The organism is Rhodanobacter sp. B04 (genome assembly GCF_002001125.1).
Lineage (GTDB): Bacteria > Pseudomonadota > Gammaproteobacteria > Xanthomonadales > Rhodanobacteraceae > Rhodanobacter.
Genome location: NZ_MUNV01000018.1, coordinates 59,970 through 77,115 on the forward strand (window position 1 = coordinate 59,970; position 17,146 = coordinate 77,115).

General features: G+C 59.6%; 19 protein-coding genes and 1 tRNA gene. 12 read left to right on the forward strand and 8 right to left on the reverse strand.

What is annotated here, in order from left to right; translation table 11 throughout:
• Positions 1 to 440 precede the first annotated feature (440 nt).
• The 10 genes from B0E46_RS13270 (at position 441) to B0E46_RS13310 (ending at position 7,050) form a co-directional block, all read left to right on the forward strand.
• A complete protein-coding gene (locus tag B0E46_RS13270) occupies positions 441 to 1,799 on the forward strand; it encodes a site-specific integrase (protein WP_139350544.1) in 1,359 nt (452 codons plus the stop codon).
• Positions 1,796 to 2,251: a hypothetical protein gene (locus B0E46_RS13275; protein ID WP_077556261.1), complete on the forward strand. Its 456-nt coding sequence runs from the start codon at positions 1,796 to 1,798 to the stop codon at positions 2,249 to 2,251. The genes B0E46_RS13270 and B0E46_RS13275 overlap by 4 nt, the downstream gene beginning before the upstream one ends.
• A gap of 79 nt (positions 2,252 to 2,330) precedes the next feature.
• Complete coding sequence (locus tag B0E46_RS17900; RefSeq protein ID WP_077556262.1) at positions 2,331 to 2,663, forward strand: helix-turn-helix domain-containing protein; 333 nt, start codon at positions 2,331 to 2,333, stop codon at positions 2,661 to 2,663.
• A gap of 29 nt (positions 2,664 to 2,692) precedes the next feature.
• Positions 2,693 to 3,136: a DNA primase gene (locus B0E46_RS17410; protein ID WP_139350545.1), complete on the forward strand. Its 444-nt coding sequence runs from the start codon at positions 2,693 to 2,695 to the stop codon at positions 3,134 to 3,136.
• Positions 3,133 to 4,521 (forward strand): AAA family ATPase, encoded by a 1,389-nt coding sequence (locus tag B0E46_RS13290; RefSeq protein WP_077556264.1) that lies wholly within the window; start codon positions 3,133 to 3,135, stop codon positions 4,519 to 4,521. Before B0E46_RS17410 ends, B0E46_RS13290 begins: the two co-directional genes overlap by 4 nt.
• Before the next feature lie 464 nt (positions 4,522 to 4,985).
• Positions 4,986 to 5,297 carry a hypothetical protein gene (locus B0E46_RS13295; protein WP_139350546.1) on the forward strand — a complete coding sequence of 104 codons (312 nt, stop codon included), beginning with the start codon at positions 4,986 to 4,988 and terminating at the stop codon, positions 5,295 to 5,297.
• A gap of 110 nt (positions 5,298 to 5,407) precedes the next feature.
• Positions 5,408 to 6,427, forward strand: a complete 1,020-nt coding sequence (locus B0E46_RS13300; protein WP_168171213.1) for a phage major capsid protein — start codon at positions 5,408 to 5,410, stop codon at positions 6,425 to 6,427.
• 11 nt (positions 6,428 to 6,438) lie between these two features.
• Positions 6,439 to 6,633 (forward strand): hypothetical protein, encoded by a 195-nt coding sequence (locus B0E46_RS13305; protein ID WP_139350547.1) that lies wholly within the window; start codon positions 6,439 to 6,441, stop codon positions 6,631 to 6,633.
• Complete coding sequence (locus B0E46_RS17415) at positions 6,626 to 6,808, forward strand: hypothetical protein (protein WP_139350548.1); 183 nt, start codon at positions 6,626 to 6,628, stop codon at positions 6,806 to 6,808. The genes B0E46_RS13305 and B0E46_RS17415 overlap by 8 nt, the downstream gene beginning before the upstream one ends.
• Positions 6,805 to 7,050: a hypothetical protein gene (locus tag B0E46_RS13310; protein ID WP_077556268.1), complete on the forward strand. Its 246-nt coding sequence runs from the start codon at positions 6,805 to 6,807 to the stop codon at positions 7,048 to 7,050. Before B0E46_RS17415 ends, B0E46_RS13310 begins: the two co-directional genes overlap by 4 nt.
• A 169-nt stretch (positions 7,051 to 7,219) precedes the next feature.
• On the opposite strand, the gene B0E46_RS13315 is transcribed toward B0E46_RS13310, so the two are convergent.
• From B0E46_RS13315 to B0E46_RS13335, 5 genes are all read right to left on the reverse strand, one after another.
• Complete coding sequence (locus B0E46_RS13315; protein WP_077556269.1) at positions 7,220 to 7,780, reverse strand: TIR domain-containing protein; 561 nt, start codon at positions 7,778 to 7,780, stop codon at positions 7,220 to 7,222.
• The gene (locus B0E46_RS13320) at positions 7,780 to 8,475 is read right to left on the reverse strand and encodes a macro domain-containing protein (RefSeq protein ID WP_217316350.1); all 696 of its coding nucleotides are present in this window, start codon (positions 8,473 to 8,475) and stop codon (positions 7,780 to 7,782) included. Before B0E46_RS13320 ends, B0E46_RS13315 begins: the two co-directional genes overlap by 1 nt.
• Positions 8,476 to 8,669: 194 nt before the next feature.
• A complete protein-coding gene (locus B0E46_RS13325) occupies positions 8,670 to 9,179 on the reverse strand; it encodes a TIGR02391 family protein (protein ID WP_077556270.1) in 510 nt (169 codons plus the stop codon).
• Complete coding sequence (locus tag B0E46_RS13330; protein ID WP_077556271.1) at positions 9,163 to 9,873, reverse strand: DUF5343 domain-containing protein; 711 nt, start codon at positions 9,871 to 9,873, stop codon at positions 9,163 to 9,165. Before B0E46_RS13330 ends, B0E46_RS13325 begins: the two co-directional genes overlap by 17 nt.
• A gap of 236 nt (positions 9,874 to 10,109) precedes the next feature.
• A tRNA-Ser gene (locus B0E46_RS13335) sits at positions 10,110 to 10,199 on the reverse strand.
• 111 nt (positions 10,200 to 10,310) lie between these two features.
• On the opposite strand from B0E46_RS13335, the gene B0E46_RS13340 reads away from it, so the two are divergent.
• Entirely contained in the window at positions 10,311 to 11,012 is a 702-nt protein-coding gene (locus B0E46_RS13340) for a protein phosphatase 2C domain-containing protein (protein ID WP_077556272.1), read from the forward strand.
• Positions 11,013 to 11,080: 68 nt separating this feature from the next.
• On the opposite strand, the gene B0E46_RS13345 is transcribed toward B0E46_RS13340, so the two are convergent.
• The 3 genes from B0E46_RS13345 to ppsA form a co-directional block, all read right to left on the reverse strand.
• Entirely contained in the window at positions 11,081 to 12,469 is a 1,389-nt protein-coding gene (locus B0E46_RS13345) for an outer membrane protein transport protein (RefSeq protein WP_077556273.1), read from the reverse strand.
• A gap of 130 nt (positions 12,470 to 12,599) precedes the next feature.
• The gene (locus tag B0E46_RS13350; RefSeq protein WP_077556311.1) at positions 12,600 to 13,400 is read right to left on the reverse strand and encodes a TetR/AcrR family transcriptional regulator; all 801 of its coding nucleotides are present in this window, start codon (positions 13,398 to 13,400) and stop codon (positions 12,600 to 12,602) included.
• A 304-nt stretch (positions 13,401 to 13,704) separates the two neighbouring features.
• Complete coding sequence (gene ppsA, locus B0E46_RS13355; protein WP_077556274.1) at positions 13,705 to 16,077, reverse strand: phosphoenolpyruvate synthase; 2,373 nt, start codon at positions 16,075 to 16,077, stop codon at positions 13,705 to 13,707.
• A 232-nt stretch (positions 16,078 to 16,309) separates the two neighbouring features.
• On the opposite strand from ppsA, the gene B0E46_RS13360 reads away from it, so the two are divergent.
• Complete coding sequence (locus B0E46_RS13360; protein ID WP_077556275.1) at positions 16,310 to 17,125, forward strand: pyruvate, water dikinase regulatory protein; 816 nt, start codon at positions 16,310 to 16,312, stop codon at positions 17,123 to 17,125.
• Positions 17,126 to 17,146: the final 21 nt, after the last annotated feature.

Genomic DNA, 17,146 nt, shown 5'->3' on the forward strand with positions numbered 1-17,146 from the left:
AGAGGCAACGCGTCGCATGTGCGAGGTGGCGGCGAGTGGGTGTGGGATTGTTCGGCCCATCCTTGGGCTGAACCCCTTCGCGCTATGCACTGCGGGGCCAGCCATGCGGCTGTCCAAATCTGTTCCTGACAACTTTGTCGAACCCGGGCTGGTTGTCACCGCCAGAAAAGCAAAACGCCCCACGAGGGGGCGTTTTGCTTTTCTGGCGGAGAGGGTGGGATTCGAACCCACGGTACGCTTACACGTACGCCTGATTTCGAGTGCGCCATCGGGATGACCGCAACCCCTTGAATGGCAAGGCTTTCGACGCTTCAATTCACTCGTAACTCGTTGATCACGTTGTATAATTGCGCACATGGACGGTACGGTCGTGGTGCATCCGCGTAGCATTGGCGGGGCACAAAAAATCGTACACAGACCGTACACAGACGGACGTCCATATGGCCAAGATCAAGTTTACCGAACCCTTCATCAAGACCCTGCCACTGCCTACGGCGCACCATGTGCTGTACCACGACGAGGTGGCGCGCGGCCTGGCCGTGCGCATCACCCGGACAGGTTCGCGCTCTTTCCTGTTTTGCTACTCCCATGACGGGCGGGAGCGTCGTCTGTCCATGGGGCCATGGTCGCCCCCTGCGTCTAACCGCCTGGGCACACTGGCCACCCGTAAGGCTGGCGGCACGTTGGACTGGGCGCGACAGGAGGCCGCCCGCCTGCGGCTGCTGGTGCAGTCAGGCGCCGATCCGATGCAGCAGAAACAGGACGCCCGCGCCGAGCGCGAAGCGGCCCGGCAGCAAGCTGCCCGTGAAATCACCATCGAGACGCTGGCCAGCCGCTACATCGCCGAGTGGGCCAAGCCGCGCAAGCGCACGTGGCCGGAGGACGAGCGCCGGCTGGACGCCATCGTTGTGCCAGCCTGGGGCAAGCGCAAAGTGAAATCCATAACGCGAGCGGATGTCAGCGCGTTGCTGGCACCTGTGGCCACAGGTGCGGGCATGCGCCCTGCTGAAGCCGGCGCACGACTGGCGCTGGTGCGCAAGTTGTTCTCCTTCGCGATGGATCAGGGGATCATCGACATGCACCCCTGCCTGCGTATGCAGTTGCCGTGTGGCAAACCCGCGCCACGTACGCGAGCGTTGACCACAGCGCACGACCTGCGGGTTCTTTGGCGCGTCACCGAACCGGGTAGCCTGTGGGCGCGCGAGCCCGCCAACAGTGCCCTGCGCGAGCGCCGCTTTATAGAGGCGGAAGCGGACGCGTTGCGGTTGCTCCTACTCACAGCGGCACGCGCCAGTGAGGTTACCGACATGCCGTGGAGTGAACTTGACCTTGATGCGGCCATATGGGTGCTACCTGCTGCGCGCAGCAAAAACAAGCGAACGCACCTTGTCCCGCTGGTGCCGGCTGCTGTGGAACTGCTGCGCAGGCGCCGTGAAACGTCGGACAGCGAATACGTGTTTCCTGCCACGCGCCGCGACCACATCACCGACAGGAACCTGAGCCGCCCACTCAAGGAAGTCTGTCAGCGCCTGATTGCGTATGGCGTGGACATTGCGCCCTTTACCCCGCACGACCTGCGCCGCACGGTGGAAACCGGCATGGCGGCATCACGGGTGCCAAAGGAGTACCGCGACCGTGTGCTGAATCACGTAGACAGCAGCGTGGGTGGCATGCACTACAACATGTATGACTACATGGACGAAAAGCGCGAAGCGCTAGAAAAGTGGGCGCGCCGACTTGAAGGCTTGCTCGCTGACACTGTGGCCACGGTGGTGCCGATGCGCAGGAGGATTGCATGATGGATACCACGTGCACGGTGACGTTGGTAGAACTTTGGGAATGGTCGTTGCCGGGCCTTTGCAAGATGGCTAAACAGGGCGACCCAGACGCACAAAGAGCGTGGGCCGGCACGCTGGCTCGCCTTCTTCAAGCAGGAAAAATTCCCACAGACGCGGTGGAGGTATTCCGTCAATTAGAGGCAGGTGAAGAAGCCGCTCAGGTCACCCACACACAAAAGCCACCGAATCGTCACGGCTTACGTTACCGAGATCAGCGCATCACACTTGAAGTCCAGTCGCGCATTGATCTGGTCAAACTGGTGGAAGCCCGACGCACCGAGTGGGAAGCGGAAGGTCACGCTGTACCGCAGATGCCAACCATCAAAAAAACGATCTATGGCCAAGTCGCCGAACTATTTGAGATTAAAGCGGATCGCGTGAAGGAGATTTACGAGGACAGAGGCAAAAAGTAGAGGGGGTAAAAGCACCCGTTTATTTCCCCCGCTGGGCGACCTCAGCATGTTGCGTACCTAAGCAAACGAGGTACGCAACATGCGCAGTAAGGCACAAGACTGGGTAAAGCCCAGCAGAACCACCACCAGCGCAAAGCTGGTTGGCAGCACTACGAACTGCACGCCCGATGGCGACGACATGGACAAGCAGACTGGAGAGCGCGGTGCCAAACGCGGGCTCATGGACGATTACGCTCCGCCGTCCGAAGCCGCTCGCGAGCTGCACAAGCACCCATTCACATTGAAGCGCTGGCGTCGCGCAGGCTATGGCCCGCAGCCAGTCAAGATAGGTGGCCGCCTGTACTACAGGCGATCGGATCTTGCACGGTGGCTCGAATCGCTGAATTCGCAGGGCGGCGAGGCCGAGGTATGAAAATCCCTCCGCCTCCACCGCCGCCGCGCATGACGCGACCGCTAGAAGTGCTGCTGCCTCATCTAGCAAACGTCAGGCCGTCAGGCAGCGGCTGGCGCGCCGATTGTCCCAATGGGCACAGCAAGACCCGTGGTTCATTGTCGATTACCGAAGCCGGCGACGGTCGCGTGCTGCTGCACTGCTTCGCATGCAGTGACGTGCCAGGCATCTTGTCGTCACTCGGCCTGCAACTGGCCGACCTTTTCCCACAGCGTATTCGCGACGACTGGAACCCAGCAGCGCGTAAGGCCGCCATTGAGATGGCTCGTCGTAACGATTGGGAGGCCGCACTTCGCGTGCTTGATCGTGAAGCGACGGTGGTGCTGATTGCCGCCGGCGATATGCACGAAGGCAAACAGCTTAGTAACATAGATGATGCGCGCCTTGTTCTGGCGGCGCATCGCATCACGCAGGCGCGGAGTGTGCTCGCATGACGCGCCATGAATCACTGCCGGCAAGCGTTAGCACCTTGGAAGAGCGCGCCGAACGCGACCGGGCCAAGGTAGAGGCTGCTGCCTCGCCGCCTGGACAAACGTCGGTCAGCGACTACGTCAAGTTGACTAACGCATCCAGCATCACGCCCAAACCAATTCAGTGGGTATGGCCAGGCTACTTGGCGTGCGGCAAGCTGCACCTCTTGGCGGGAGGTCCTGGTACGGGCAAGACCACCATCGCCATGGCCGTGGCGGCGTGCATTACTTCAGGGCAACAACTTCCATCTGGCCACTGCCCAACGCCCGGGAGTATCGTGATATGGAGTGGTGAAGACGACCCTGCGGACACGCTGGTGCCGCGCTTGTTAGCCGCAGGGGCAGACCTTCTCAGAGTGCATTTTATCGACGGAGTTCATAGAGACGGCCATATTCATCGGTCATTTGATCCGGCCCGTGACGTGCCTATGTTAGCGGCGCAAATGGCCAAGCTTGAGAACGTCGCGCTGATCATCATTGATCCGCTTGTGTCGGCAGTATCCGGTGATAGTCACAAAAATGCTGAGGTCCGCCGTGGTTTGCAGCCTTTGGTTGAATTGGCCGATAGCGTGAACGCCGCCCTGCTAGGAATTACGCACTACAGCAAAGGCACGCAAGGTGGTGATCCGCTTGAACGTGTCACTGGCAGCATTGCCTTTGGGGCTTTACCTCGCATCGTTTACGGCACAGTTCGGATGAAGGCCGAAGCTGGCGAAGCGAGCCGGATGGTATTCGCGCGTGCAAAATCCAATATCGGCCCGGACGGCGGCGGGTTTGCCTACACCTTCCAACAATGCGAGATCGCGGGCGGCATTTCTGCTAGCCATATCGAGTGGGGAGAACCGCTAGTGGGGACCGCTCGCGAACTACTGGCCGAGCCTGAGCAGGAAGAGAACAAGCAAGGTAGTAGGTCCGACGATCAGCAAGGAGACACGCACGATGCTGCGGCGTGGCTGCGTGATGTATTGAAGGATCAGCCTATGCTGGTCAAGGACGTCAAGAAGCTTGCCTGTGAACTGAATTACGGCTGGCGCACCGTGGAGCGTGCTGCGCACAACACAGGTGTGATGCGTCAACGTGATGGCTTCGGCGCCCCGATGACATGGTCCTTGCCTGGTGCCGGTTTGATACAGGAGCTACAACGCAAACTCGCCAACTCCGATCCATTCTCGCCCGTCTCGCCCGTCTCGCCAGCCCAAAACCCTGGTGCTGTTGGTGGCGCCAATGGTGTTGCCGGCATGCCCGCCACTATCGCCCCACCCCAAAACCTTGGCGAGGCAGGCGAGAATGGCGAGATTGCAGATGTTGGCGAGAATGCAGCCCCGCCGCAGGGTGGCCACCATGGTTAAGTGCCGCCGTCCGCCATCCCGTCCCGCAGGCTCCACGGTGCCCGCCAAGCCCTTGGGCGCTGCCCGTGTCGCCGAAGCCCGCCAGCCAGGCGCCGCGAGTCTTGCGGAGATGTTGCCATGAGAGGCCGCACCCGCAAGGTGATACAACTGGCGCCTCGCTACCGGGCGTTCCTGACCCTTCACGGGTTCAAGCCTTTGGATGAGGTGGTGCCGGCTTACTGTGATGGATGTCGTTCGCCAATCTGGTTGCCGGCAACCTGGCCAGGTAATGACTGGCGCGTTTCGCGTTGTCCTTGGTGTTGTGTACAGCCAATCAAGAGGACGACACGACCACAGGTTGATTGTGCCTCCTGCCAGCACTACCGCGCTGAACCTGTGCGCGACGGGAAAGGGTGGTGCACGGTACGGGCGATGCCGCGCCTTCCGCAGCAACTGCGGTGGTGCCCGCACTGGAAGCCTCTGCCATGAACACGCTAACCAAGGTTTGTTCTTGCTGCGGAACGTTGGTGGTGATGTCTCACATGGAGGCCATCGAGGCGCGCATCGAAGCGCGTATCGAAACCCTGCGCCGCCTTTGCATTGATAGGGGGTGGCGCATCGTCGCCGGCGACCTTGTGTCCGAGGCTGTCGCCGCTGATTTGCTGGGCAAGTCAAAAGGACATCTGCGCAACCTCCGCTTAGGCGGGCGCCCTATCCCGTGCAGGCATGTCTTGGGCGGGTGGATGTACGCGTTGCCTGATCTTGCGGCTGTGCTTGAAAACTCTGACGAGGATTAGCGGCAGCGTCAGCAAACGTCATCTTTGCACCTAGGCCCATGCCTGCCAGGACAACACCCTTGGGTTGTGCCGTCGCGTTGTGCGGTGGCCATGCCCAAGGAGGTTTCCCCATGTCGATGATCCAAAGTGCCAACGTGGCCGAATATGTACTGATGGCGAAGTGTCTTGCCAGAGCCGGAGGCAAGCTGTCGCTGGCGGCGCAGTTCGCCGACGAACACCCGAACGGGCTTCGCGTGGCGTCCGTGTTGCGCTCGGCCGTATCTGCCGGAACCGTGGCGGATGCCGGTTATGCGGGCAGCCTCATCGGCCATACCTTGGTCGCAGCAGGCTTTATTGAATCTCTCCCCGCAGCATCCGTGCTGGATCGCTTGCTGGCTGATGGAGTACTGCGCCGCGTGCCTTTGCGGACTCGTCTCGCCATTTCCACTGTGGCGGCGACGGGCCAGGTTGTTGGTGAAGGTGCGCCGACGCCAGTGAGCAGCCTTGCACTCAATGGCCAAGACCTTGACCCCATGAAGACGCAGGCGCTTATTGCCGTGTCGCAAGAGCTGATCAACGGCGCGACAGCCGCCGGCAATGTGCTGTTGGCGACGGAACTGCGAAATGGCGTTGCGGCTGCGAGTGATGCGGCTTTTCTCGGCCGCGTGGTCGCGGGGGCTTCATCGGTGACGGGTTCGGCTTCCCCGCTGGCTGACCTTGGCGCTGCGCTTGAAACCGTCAACGTCAAGGCTACCGGCAAGCCCTACCTGGTGATCGACGTGCACACCGCCAACCGACTGGCGACGAAGGCCAGCTCAACGGGTGAGCAGGCGTTTCCCTTGATGGGGCCGAACGGTGGCGAGTTGGCTGGCATCCCCGTACTGGTCAGCGACCAAGTTCCCGCCGCGGACTCAAACGGTAGGAAAGCGTTGCTGTTGGACGCCACGGCGATTGCCGGCGATGCCGAAGCGCCGATGCTAGATGCCAGCGACCAGGCGACGCTGCAACTCGCCACTAATCCTTCCGGTGGTGCCCAGAACCTGGTTTCAATGTTCCAGACAGATTCCGTGGCGCTCCTCATTACAAGGTGGCTGGGCGTCAACGTCACACGAGCATCCGGTGTGGTCGTGATCGAAGACGTGCTGTGGTGACCGCGATGTCTATGACGAAGAACCTCCCGCCTAGATCGTTCGAGCATGTGTTGGCACAGGTGCCGGAAAACCTGCGTGCACAGCCGCTCACCATGGGTCAGTTCCTGCGTTTCATGGAACTGCTGGTTAACTCAAACAAGGCGCTGAAGAAGCGGGTCGTGCAGCTTGAGGAGAAGGTCAATGGCCAGAGTGACGGCCATGGATGAGCTAGCTGCCACACGCCGACATGCCGAGCGTCAACGTCCCGAAGCACCGGCAACACAAGACCAGTTCGTTGATCTGGTGAAGCGTGTGTCGTTGGAGTTCAACGCCATGCGCAGCGAGGTGTCAACACTGCGCCGCCGTGTGGAACAACTGGAATCCCAAGGAGGCAAGTCATGAACGTGCTAAGCCCATTCGAAGCGCAAGAACAGTATCCGGACGCCTGGCGTCATATCGAGGATGAGATGGAGCAGGCGCGCGATGGTTACGCAGCTACGCTCGTGCCTGTTGCTGCCGAAGTGTTGACGGTCGATGGGGATGAAGTGCTTCAAGTTGTTGCGCTGACCGACATCAGCATTGTTGATGTCGGCGAGGACTCATTCGCTCACATGATGTTCCACGCCAAGCTCGCACCTTTCTGAGCCAACCCGGTGGGGGGGAGTGAAAAAGACAGGGACGTCTTACCCTAAGCAACGCGCGTGAAGTTTTTTTTGCGTGACCGCGAGTTAGAAAAATCTACTGCATCTAACGTGGGCGACACTAGCGTGCGAACCCGCCACGCGCACCGAATGAATGCCGGTACACGTGGCGCTATCCTTGAATTCCGAACGATTGATAGGCTTCGTTGCTATAGATTCCTAAGCCGCCACCGGTTGGCAACTTATTATGATTAAATTGGTTGATTGCATCTAGCAATGCATTCTTTTTGAAAGGAATATGAATGGCACTTGCGGACCCATTATTTATTCTCTCAGACAGGGCGCTTGGCCAATAGCCACTTAGCGCACTAGGATTTCGGATAGGTCCAGACCATTTCGTATAAGCGACAATGATCGGCAACTTATAGACGTCTACTGCCTTCGTAATCTCAAGTGGAACCCAATCAGTATCAAGGCGCGTGGTCTCGCCCAAGATCAAAACCATATTCTTGGAGTTTCTAAGCCTTTCCATCAGTGAGGCGCGAAGGGTCTCACGCTTGCTCGTGTCACGAACTGCGGAGGCCTTCTCGTGACTATTAATCATGGTGAAGTCATCGTCACCTTTTTCGGGCCACGCCTTCATGAGGTTGTAGTAGTCAATGTCGGAGTTTCCTCCAGGAATGTTTGTCCCGTCTGCATGAAACGCGATGTATGTCCCATTCCGGTAGGCCATTATTTTTCGCTCCAGTACTTCTTGACGTCTCGCAGGTCCACGTCGTCAAACCTGTCCCGATGAAGAACGATACGAATTTTGCCTGTAATTTCTTTCTCCTTGGTCTTGGTGATCGCGGACAAGATAAGGAGATTGAGCAGATCGCGTGTAGGTAGTCCGATCCCGGAGAGGCCGCTGCCAACCAGCGGTAAATTAACCGGATGTCCTCCCGCCTCGATACGCGCACGGTCCCAGGCGGCTCCAAGAGCAGACCATAAGAGCGTTACATCGGAAGATGCTTTGCATGTATGCGGGTCTGAATGCGTAAGCGCGAACAGCAGATAGGCATCTTGATTTACGCTCACAAGGGCCGTTGTGCCTATCGCGTAAGCGAGAGTCTTGCCCGCCACCTTTGCCGTCGTAGTGGAATCGACACCTGCGAGCTCCTTGGTGACAAGTAGATCGAATGATTCGGGATGTCCTCCGAAGCAGCGCTTCAAGAAAACACCGTGGAGGCTTTTGTCAGAAACTGGCCTCCCAATCTCGCTGTCAAAGTGGTCATTGACGGAAATAAGCCGTAGGCCATCTTGTTCGAAGAGGTCCCCGAATAGGATTTCCAAGCACGTGTTTGAGTTTGGAATAGGCAGTGCAACCCGCGAGGGCTTCGAGATTCTTTCCAAACCACCCATTACTCCCAGAATGGCGATGATCGTCATGGGCAGAGCACCCTCAACTTTTACTGTTGGGAGCAGAAACGTGATCGTTTTCGTCGCGGTGAAAATCAAGCTATAAGTTGTAAATACACTGAGAGCCGCTTTGCGAGGCGACCTTTTGATCGCTCTCCATAGGTCTTTTAGCCACGTCATATGTCACCTGTGTGGTTATTCTTGAATGCGGTACGCGGCTGTTTCTACTTATAACCTGCCTGCTCCAGACGACGAATCAACAATGAGACGAACGCGAGGTGGTCTAGGCACGTGTCCACGTCGTCAATTTGATCAACTTCATGGCCGCGCGGATTCCTGATCGCGATAACTCCACCCGAAAACAGGAACCTGAAGCCACGTTGCTCGTCCTGCTCGCTTTGGTTGCTGAGCGGCGTTAGCTTTAACGTCGGAGACGTCTCATTAAAAACTTCCATCATTAGTCTTTCGCCGGTTTTGTTGCTGTTGGCAAATTTCTGAACAACTTTGTCCAGGAACTTGAAAGCTTCAAAAGTCGACTCGGCGTAGTGCCCGTTGTCAAAGAAGGTGCGCACCTTCTTGGGCAATCCAGGGTGGATATTTCGCTTGTCAAAAGGATGAAGCTGCTGCTCTGACACAGCCTCTTTCACCTCATCCGGCTCGCCGCGCTCGGGATTATCCGAAAACTCTATGGCTAGCCGAACTATTGTCTCGAAGCGATCAAGAGACTTTGCCATTCAACAAATTCTCTCGAATGCTCTTAAAGATGTTGTCGTAGGTTTCCCTATCGCCACCCGCTGGCAGATTTATTTCTATGCGCACTGTGAGCGCCATGTCGCCAGAACCACTTCCGCCGGTCCCCGTGCCGGTCTCTCTGCTCGCAGGAGGCGACGTCCCGGTCGGAATGTTGGGCTTGGTCGTTGTGGACTTCGCTGTCTGTTTTTTCGTAGCGACGGCGTCCGCTTTCTTTGTTTTTGCGGTAGCGGGCTTTGGTAGTTGCCCATCAAGTTTTCCCGCAATGGTTGCTAGCGTCTGGAACGTTGACGCCTGACGGCGACCAACGATGTCGCTGGTGTGATCTGTGTTGCGGAAGAACGAGATCAATTTATCTGGTGAGGCAGTCCAGGCATCCGCCCCATGCAGCTCAAAAAGGTCTTTATATGCAGCCTGCACAATTTCCGCAAAGCCCGTCTGGAACTCGGACTCGACGTGCTGCACCAAGACGGAAGCGGCCTTCGCGTTCTTATTTCCCTCTACGTCAATAACGTCTAGGAATCGAAGGATATTGATGATGTAGGTTTCGTTGTTCGGAGCAATGCCAAGCTTCTTTAGGATTTCCGCATTTACTTTGGGCGGGAAGGATTTGCGAAGCTGAGCGATAACAGAAATTACGCCATTTGCGCCGGATGTGTACGGATGCTTGTCGGTCATGTGATCCCCCTGTCAGGTCCTTGACTAAGTTGAGTCTACGACAACAGGAGGCAAGGGTTGTGCCATCCAATGGTTTGTGCCGGGTGGTCAACACGTGGAGAGGCACAAGTTTGATCGCTGCTAGGCTCAACGTGGCCTATCGCAAAACCGTACACCAGTCGTACACAGCAAAAAATTGGTTTGTTCCGACGCAAGAAAAAAGGGCCACGCTTTTCGGCGTAGCCCTTTGATTTCATTGGCGGAGAGGGTGGGATTCGAACCCACGGTACGCTTACACGTACGCCTGATTTCGAGTCAGGTACATTCGACCACTCTGCCACCTCTCCAGTGGGTTGCATGGTGGTTCATGCGAGCCGGGAATGATACGCGAGGCGACTTGCCGTGACAACCAGCAGTAGTTCCGGCATGCTGCGACAGCTCGTCTTATCAGAAAACCCATGATCGAATTCGGACACGGAACGCATGTCGGCCTGCGCCGCACGCGCAATGAAGATACGTATTACGCCGATGCTTCGCTCGGCCTGTTTCTGGTGGCCGACGGCATGGGAGGGCATCAGCATGGCGAAGTGGCGTCCGCGCTGGTGCGCGATGCCATGGTCGATCTGGTCAGTCGCGGGCACAGTCTGATCGAGGCCGTGCATGGGGCGGCCAAGCGGCTCGAAGCACATGCGCGTCCCAGTTTCGACCTGTTGCCGATGGGTACCACGATCGCAGCCTTGCGTCTGACTGTTGATGGTTATGAAGTAGCCTGGGTCGGCGACAGCCGCATTTACTTGTGGAAGCGCGAACTGCGGCAGATCAGCCATGACCATTCACTGGTGCAGGCGTTGGTCGAGGCGGGCAGGCTCGATCCGTCACAGGCATCGCAGCATCCACAACGCAGCGTGCTTACCCAGGCGCTGGGCGTGACGGCAGCCGAGCAGCTGCATGTTGGCATGGCACGCGGCCAGCTCGAGCCCGGCATGGCTTTCCTGCTGTGCAGCGACGGCCTCACCGAAAGCGTGAGCGATACCTCGATCGCGGGAACCGTCGCGCGCACCGACCTGGCTTCACAGGAATGTGTCGATCAGTTGCTGCTCAGCGCGCTTGATGGCGGTGGCGACGACAACATTACCGTGATCATCGTACGCGCCAGCTGACGCTGCAGCAGCGGTAGAAAAGACAAGGGCCGCGTACGCGGCCCTTGTCTTTTCAGGCATGCCATCGCTCAGAAGCGATAGGTACCCGTCAGGCTGACCACGTCGCCGTGATCGTTGAACTTGCCATTCATGGTGCCGGCGCCCAGACCTACCTGGTTGGTCTGGCTCACTGACGTATCGCCGACGAACTGATGCTGATAGCCCAGATCGACGGTCATGTGATCAGTAGCCTGGTAGCCGACGCCAAAGCCGAGCAAACGGCGTGAGCCGTCCGGAATGCGCGGGTCGCGGCTGATGATGTTGGTCGGGGTTTCGTCATAGCCGACGCCGGCGCGCAGCGTCCACTGGTCGTTCAGTTTGTAATCGCCGCCGACCGCGTACATCAGGCTGTTGCTGTACTTCTGCGGCAGGTTGACGAGCGTCTGGCCGTTCGAAGTGAGCACCAGGCTCTGGAAGCTGGACCACTGCGTCCATTTCATGGTGGCGGCCATGCTCAGGCGGTCGCTGAACACGTGCAGCCAGTCGATGCTGGCGAACGCCGGCGTATTGAGATTGGCACTGGCAGCAGCCCCATTCGGATTCAGCACAGGCAGGTTGGCGTTCGGGAATACCGTTGGAGCCAACGCGATCAGCTGTTTGCCGGCATCGCTGCCATACAGTGCGTAGTGGCCGCCCAGTGTCTGGTTGACCCGCGAGTGATAGCTCAGGCCAATGGAGTCTTGTTGGGTCGGTTTGAACTCGGCGCCCAGGAAGTAGCCGAATGCAAAACTCTTTTTGACCGTCACGTTCAGTTGCACATCACCGCTCTGTGGCGCGCCGAGAATCGGTGCGCCGAACAGCGCAGCCGCCGAGCCGTACGGGTCGAGCATGGTGTTGAGCTGTGCCTTGGTGCGCTGCCCCAGAATGCCTGCACCAAGGGAGAACTGATCGTTGACCTTGAATCCGGCCGAGAAGCTCAGGGCGACCGATTCCAGGCTGGTCTTGGAGCCGAAATAGCGTCCCTGCCAAGTCGGGTTGTACTCGCTGGCCAGCCCGAACGGTACGGTGAGACTGCCGCCAAGGGTCAGGCGGTCGTTGACCGGCGCGGCAAAGGCCATGTTCGGGAACGGCACGAACTTGCCGAAGCCGTTCGGGTTGTTGCCGGTGGTCGGGTTGCCCTGCTCGTCGCGGAACGAGCCGCTGAACTGAGAACTCGGACGGATGCCGGTACCTGTGACCTGGAGCACCGGACCCGTGAAGAAAGCCATTGCGGCCGGGTTGTTGAATACGGCCGTGGGATCGTTGGCAAACAGCGAGCCGCCAGCATTGGCGCGCGCCCAACCTGCGGCATTGTCGGTCGGGAGCTGGAATGCGCCTGCTTCGGCGCGAAGGGGATGCATCAAGGCGACCGCTACGGCCAGGGCTAGGCTGGCCTGGGTGCCGAGACGTGCAAAACGCTGCAAAGTATGACGGTTCACGATAGTTCTCCTGTGATGGCAGTCTGGGGTGGGTGCCCACAGAATGTTGTTTTCTCGGTTGCGGACTGATGCAGCTGGGGCAGTCGTCGGCTAAGCCGACAGTGGTGTTGGCTGGTGTTTGTTTTCTTCTTCAGGGGGCCAGCCTCCCTTCCTTGATCCATTGTTGGCCGCCTAGCGGTCCATGGGCTTCATCATGAGGAACGACGACAGGTTCATCGTTGATGACCGCAGTGCGGCGATCCAGCTGCTGCACCTGGTCAATCAGTCGAATCTGCTCCGGGCTGCCGAAAGGGGCGGTGAGTATGGGGGATATCAGCGAGATCAGTCGCGCCAGCAGTTCGGCGTCGTTGATGGTTTCGCCCTTGCTGATGCTCGCAATCAGTTCCTGCATGTCCTCGCCGGCAAGCATGCCGGAGAGTGCCTTAAGCGCGAAATGCAGGCGCAGGCCGAGTTCATGGCGCGGCAACGCCGGCAGGGCGCGCGAGAACGCCTCGAAGAAACGCCCGGAGATCGAACGGTAATGCTCTTGCAGGTAGCCGCGGATGAACGGCGAAGGATCGCTGTAGACCCTGCCGAGCAGGCGCATGAAGGCAGGTCCCGACGCGCTGCCGTGACTGAGCCGGAAGGCCGGAACGAACAGCATGCCAAGCACCGTCGTTACATCCAGTCCTTCGGGGTTCTGCTGTTCGCAGGCACTGAGCAGTTGCAGGCGCTCGCGATTGAGGCGATCCAGGCGTTGCGACAGCAGCTCCTGCACCAGCGCTTCCTTGCTGCCGAAGTGATAGTTCACGGCGGCAAGATTGGCGCCGGCACGTGCCGTGATCTGGCGCAGCGACATGGCCTCGTAGCCGCCCTCGATAAACAGCCACTCGGTGGCCTCGAGCAGTCGTTTGCGGGTATCGCTGTGGCCGTGGCGCTGGGTTGTGCTCAAGTCCTGGTCCTGTGCGGGCGTCGCGAATGATGCTGGCATCTGCTTCAAATCATGGATTGAAACGGATGTATGAACGCTACCGATGGCATCACGATGGGGCAAGCTGCAGCGCACGATCGACTGGGCAGGCGCTGTGCAGCGCAAGCAGGGCGGGGTGAATGAGCTGCTGGTTCCTTGCGTCGCAAGGAAATGCGACAGGCTTTGTGGAGATTCCAATAAAGCGCATGCAACAAAAAGGCCGGGGCATTCCGGCCTTTTTGTTGCACTGCGATGACAAATTTCCTTGCGAAAGCGGTCCGGTGGATCAGCCAGCCTTCTTCTTTGCCAGCCGCAGCCACGTATCTACGACGGTATCCGGGTTGAGCGACACCGATTCGATACCCTGATCCATCAGCCACTCGGCCAGATCGGGGTGGTCGCTCGGGCCTTGGCCGCAGATGCCGACGTATTTGCCCCTGGCCTTCGCCGTCTGGATCGCCATCGCCAGCAGTTTCTTCACCGCCGGGTCGCGTTCGTCAAACAGGCTGGCGACGATGCTGGAGTCGCGGTCGAGGCCGAGGGTGAGCTGGGTGAGATCGTTGGAGCCGATCGAGAAGCCGTCGAAGATGTCGAGGAACTCGTCGGCGAGCAGGGCGTTCGAGGGCACCTCGCACATCATGATGATCTTGAGCTCGTGCTCGCCCTGCTTGAGGCCGTTCTTTGCCAGTACCTCGATGACTTTGCGGCCTTCGCCCAGCGTACGCACGAACGGGATCATCACCCACACGTTGTCGAGGCCCATCACTTCGCGCACGCGCTTGACCGCCTTGCATTCCAGCCCGAACGCCTCCGCGAAACTCGGGTCGACGTAGCGGCTAGCACCACGGAAACCGATCATCGGGTTTTCTTCGTGCGGCTCATAACGCGAGCCGCCGATCAGTCCGGCGTATTCGTTCGACTTGAAGTCCGACATGCGCACGATCACCGGCTTCGGGTACACCGAGGCGGCGATGGTGGCGATGCCTTCGGCCAGACGATCGACGTAGAAGCTCACCGGATCGGCATAGCCGGCGATGCGCTCATCGATCTTCGCCTTGGTCTCGGCGTCCTGCTTGGCATATTCCAGCAACGCCTTCGGATGCACGCCGATATGGCTGGCGATGATCATTTCCAGGCGGGCCAGGCCGATGCCGGCATTCGGCAGCATGCCGAAGTCGAACGCGCGCTCCGGATTGGCCACGTTCATCATGATCTTCAGCGGCGCTTCGGGCATCGCGCCGAGGTCGGCGGTGATGCGCTCGAACTTAAGGATGCCTTCGTAGATCGTGCCGGTGTCGCCCTCGGCGCAGGACACGGTGACGTCGGCACCGTCCGGGATCAGTTCCAGTGCATTACCGGTACCGACCACCGCCGGCACGCCCAGTTCACGCGCGATGATCGCTGCGTGGCAGGTGCGTCCGCCGCGGTTGGTGACGATTGCGGCGGCACGCTTCATCACCGGCTCCCAGTCGGGATCGGTCATGTCGGCGATCAACACGTCGCCCGGCTGCACCTTGTTCATGTCGGCCAGCGAGCGGATCACGCGTGCCTTGCCGGCGCCGATCTTCTGGCCGATCGAACGACCTTCAGCCAGCACCTTGCCCTTCTCGCTGAGGTGGAAGCGCTCAAGCTGGGTCGTGTGCGCGCGCGACTTCACCGTCTCCGGGCGCGCCTGCACGATATACAGCTTGCCGGTGTTGCCGTCCTTCGCCCACTCGATGTCCATCGGGCGGCCGTAATGCTTCTCGATGATCAACGATTGGCGCGCCAGTTCCTGCACGTCCTCATCGTTGATGCAGAACTTGTTGCGCAGTCCGGTCGGGGTGTCCTCGGTCTTCACGCGCTCGCCGGGGGCACTCGAATAGACCATGCGCAGCTGCTTGGCGCCGAGATTGCGGCGCAGCACGGCGGGCTTGCCGGCGTTCAAGGTGGGCTTGAATACGTAGAACTCGTCCGGATTGACCGCGCCCTGCACGACCATTTCGCCGAGGCCATACGAGCCGGTGACAAACACCACGTCGCGGAAGCCGGACTCGGTGTCCAGCGTGAACAGCACGCCGGAGGCGCCCACGTCCGAGCGCACCATCAACTGCACGCCGGCGGACAGGAACACGTCCTCGTGCTTGAAGCCCTGGTGCACGCGGTAGGCAATCGCGCGATCGTTGTACAGCGAGGCGAAGACTTCCTTCACCTTGTGCAGCACGTCGTCGATGCCGACCACGTTGAGGAAGGTTTCCTGCTGGCCGGCGAACGAGGCGTCGGGCAGATCCTCGGCGGTGGCGGAGGAGCGCACGGCGACGGCGATATCGTCGGCGCCGGCGTCCTTGCACAGCTTGGTGTAAGCAGTGCGGATCGCCTGCTCGAGTTCGGCGGGCAGGGCGGTGTCGACGATCCAGCCGCGGATCTCCTTGCCTGCCGCTACCAGGGTGTCGACGTCGTCGACGTCGAGCGAGGCAAGGCGCTCCTGGATGCGCTTGGCCAGCCCGCTCTTTTCCAGATACTGCTGGAACGCGTCGGCGGTGGTGGCAAAGCCGCCCGGCACGGAGACACCAAGCTTGGCCAGGTTGCCGATCATTTCGCCGAGTGAGGCGTTCTTGCCGCCGACCTTGCCCAGGTCAGTCATGCGCAGTTGGTCGAGCCAAAGCACCAGATCGTTCAAGGGTGTCTCCTCAAAGAGCTTTCGATGGATAACGGTATGGATGCGGCAGGCAGACCGGAAGCGGGCTGCAAAGGACTGGTATTGTCCGCTGCCGATGATGCACAGCACAAGAAGACCATTGCCACGGGATGTGATTCCAACGGCATACCAGTCAGCCGGCAGTCAATCGGCGACAGCGTTTGGTGCTTGGGTTATGGTGCGGATGAGCGCATTCCAGCAACCAGGTCCCTGTATGCATCGAACGGTCTTCTTCATTTCCGACTCTACTGGTATTACCGCGGAGACGATCGGCAACAGCATCCTGGCGCAGTTCGAGGGCGTGCAGTTCGACAAGCATCGCCTGCCGTTCACCGACGACGTGCAGAAGGCGGAGGCGGCCGCGCTGCGCATCAAGACCAATTACGCGCAAAGCGGGCAGCGCCCGATCGTGGTCAACACCATGGCCGAACGTGCACTGTGCGACATCGTTGCCACCAGCGGCGCGTTGATGCTGGATGTGTTTGCGCCGTTCATAGGGCCGCTGGAGGATGAACTGGCGACCAAGCGTTCGGGTGCGGTCAACCGCTCGCACGGCCTGGTCGACTTCGACAAGTACGAGGCGCGCATCAACGCGACCAACTACGCGCTTTCCCATGACGATGGCATCGACGTGGATTATTCGCAGGCCGACCTGATCCTGGTCGGCGTGTCGCGTTCGGGCAAGACGCCGACCTGCCTCTACATGGCCTTGCATTACGGCGTCAGCGCCGCCAACTACCCGCTGACCGACGAGGACCTGGAGAAACTCGAACTGCCTGCGCGCCTGCGTCCGTATCGCGACCGCTTGTATGGCCTGACCATCGAGCCGCAGAGGCTGGCGCAGATTCGCGAGCAGCGCCGCGCCGGCAGCCGCTACGCCACCTTGAAGCAGTGTCGCTGGGAGCTGGAGCAGGCCGACCGGCTGATGCGTCAGGCCGGCATTCCCAGCCTCAACACTACGCATGTGTCGATCGAGGAGATCGCCAGCAAGATCTTCGACCGCTTCGGGATCGAGCGAACCATGTTCTGATTGACCACTGGAGTTGCCGCA

Excerpts from the sequence above, each read along its gene's own strand:
- B0E46_RS13270 (WP_139350544.1), top strand. The coding sequence starts at position 441 with ATGGCCAAGATCAAGTTTACCGAACCCTTCATCAAGACCCTGCCACTG.
- B0E46_RS13275 (WP_077556261.1), top strand. The coding sequence starts at position 1,796 with ATGATGGATACCACGTGCACGGTGACGTTGGTAGAACTTTGGGAATGG.
- B0E46_RS17900 (WP_077556262.1), top strand. The coding sequence starts at position 2,331 with ATGCGCAGTAAGGCACAAGACTGGGTAAAGCCCAGCAGAACCACCACC.
- B0E46_RS17410 (WP_139350545.1), top strand. The coding sequence starts at position 2,693 with ATGACGCGACCGCTAGAAGTGCTGCTGCCTCATCTAGCAAACGTCAGG.
- B0E46_RS13290 (WP_077556264.1), top strand. The coding sequence starts at position 3,133 with ATGACGCGCCATGAATCACTGCCGGCAAGCGTTAGCACCTTGGAAGAG.
- B0E46_RS13295 (WP_139350546.1), top strand. The coding sequence starts at position 4,986 with ATGAACACGCTAACCAAGGTTTGTTCTTGCTGCGGAACGTTGGTGGTG.
- B0E46_RS13300 (WP_168171213.1), top strand. The coding sequence starts at position 5,408 with ATGTCGATGATCCAAAGTGCCAACGTGGCCGAATATGTACTGATGGCG.
- B0E46_RS13305 (WP_139350547.1), top strand. The coding sequence starts at position 6,439 with ATGACGAAGAACCTCCCGCCTAGATCGTTCGAGCATGTGTTGGCACAG.
- B0E46_RS17415 (WP_139350548.1), top strand. The coding sequence starts at position 6,626 with ATGGATGAGCTAGCTGCCACACGCCGACATGCCGAGCGTCAACGTCCC.
- B0E46_RS13310 (WP_077556268.1), top strand. The coding sequence starts at position 6,805 with ATGAACGTGCTAAGCCCATTCGAAGCGCAAGAACAGTATCCGGACGCC.
- B0E46_RS13315 (WP_077556269.1), bottom strand. The coding sequence starts at position 7,780 with ATGGCCTACCGGAATGGGACATACATCGCGTTTCATGCAGACGGGACA.
- B0E46_RS13320 (WP_217316350.1), bottom strand. The coding sequence starts at position 8,475 with ATGACGATCATCGCCATTCTGGGAGTAATGGGTGGTTTGGAAAGAATC.
- B0E46_RS13325 (WP_077556270.1), bottom strand. The coding sequence starts at position 9,179 with ATGGCAAAGTCTCTTGATCGCTTCGAGACAATAGTTCGGCTAGCCATA.
- B0E46_RS13330 (WP_077556271.1), bottom strand. The coding sequence starts at position 9,873 with ATGACCGACAAGCATCCGTACACATCCGGCGCAAATGGCGTAATTTCT.
- B0E46_RS13340 (WP_077556272.1), top strand. The coding sequence starts at position 10,311 with ATGATCGAATTCGGACACGGAACGCATGTCGGCCTGCGCCGCACGCGC.
- B0E46_RS13360 (WP_077556275.1), top strand. The coding sequence starts at position 16,310 with ATGCATCGAACGGTCTTCTTCATTTCCGACTCTACTGGTATTACCGCG.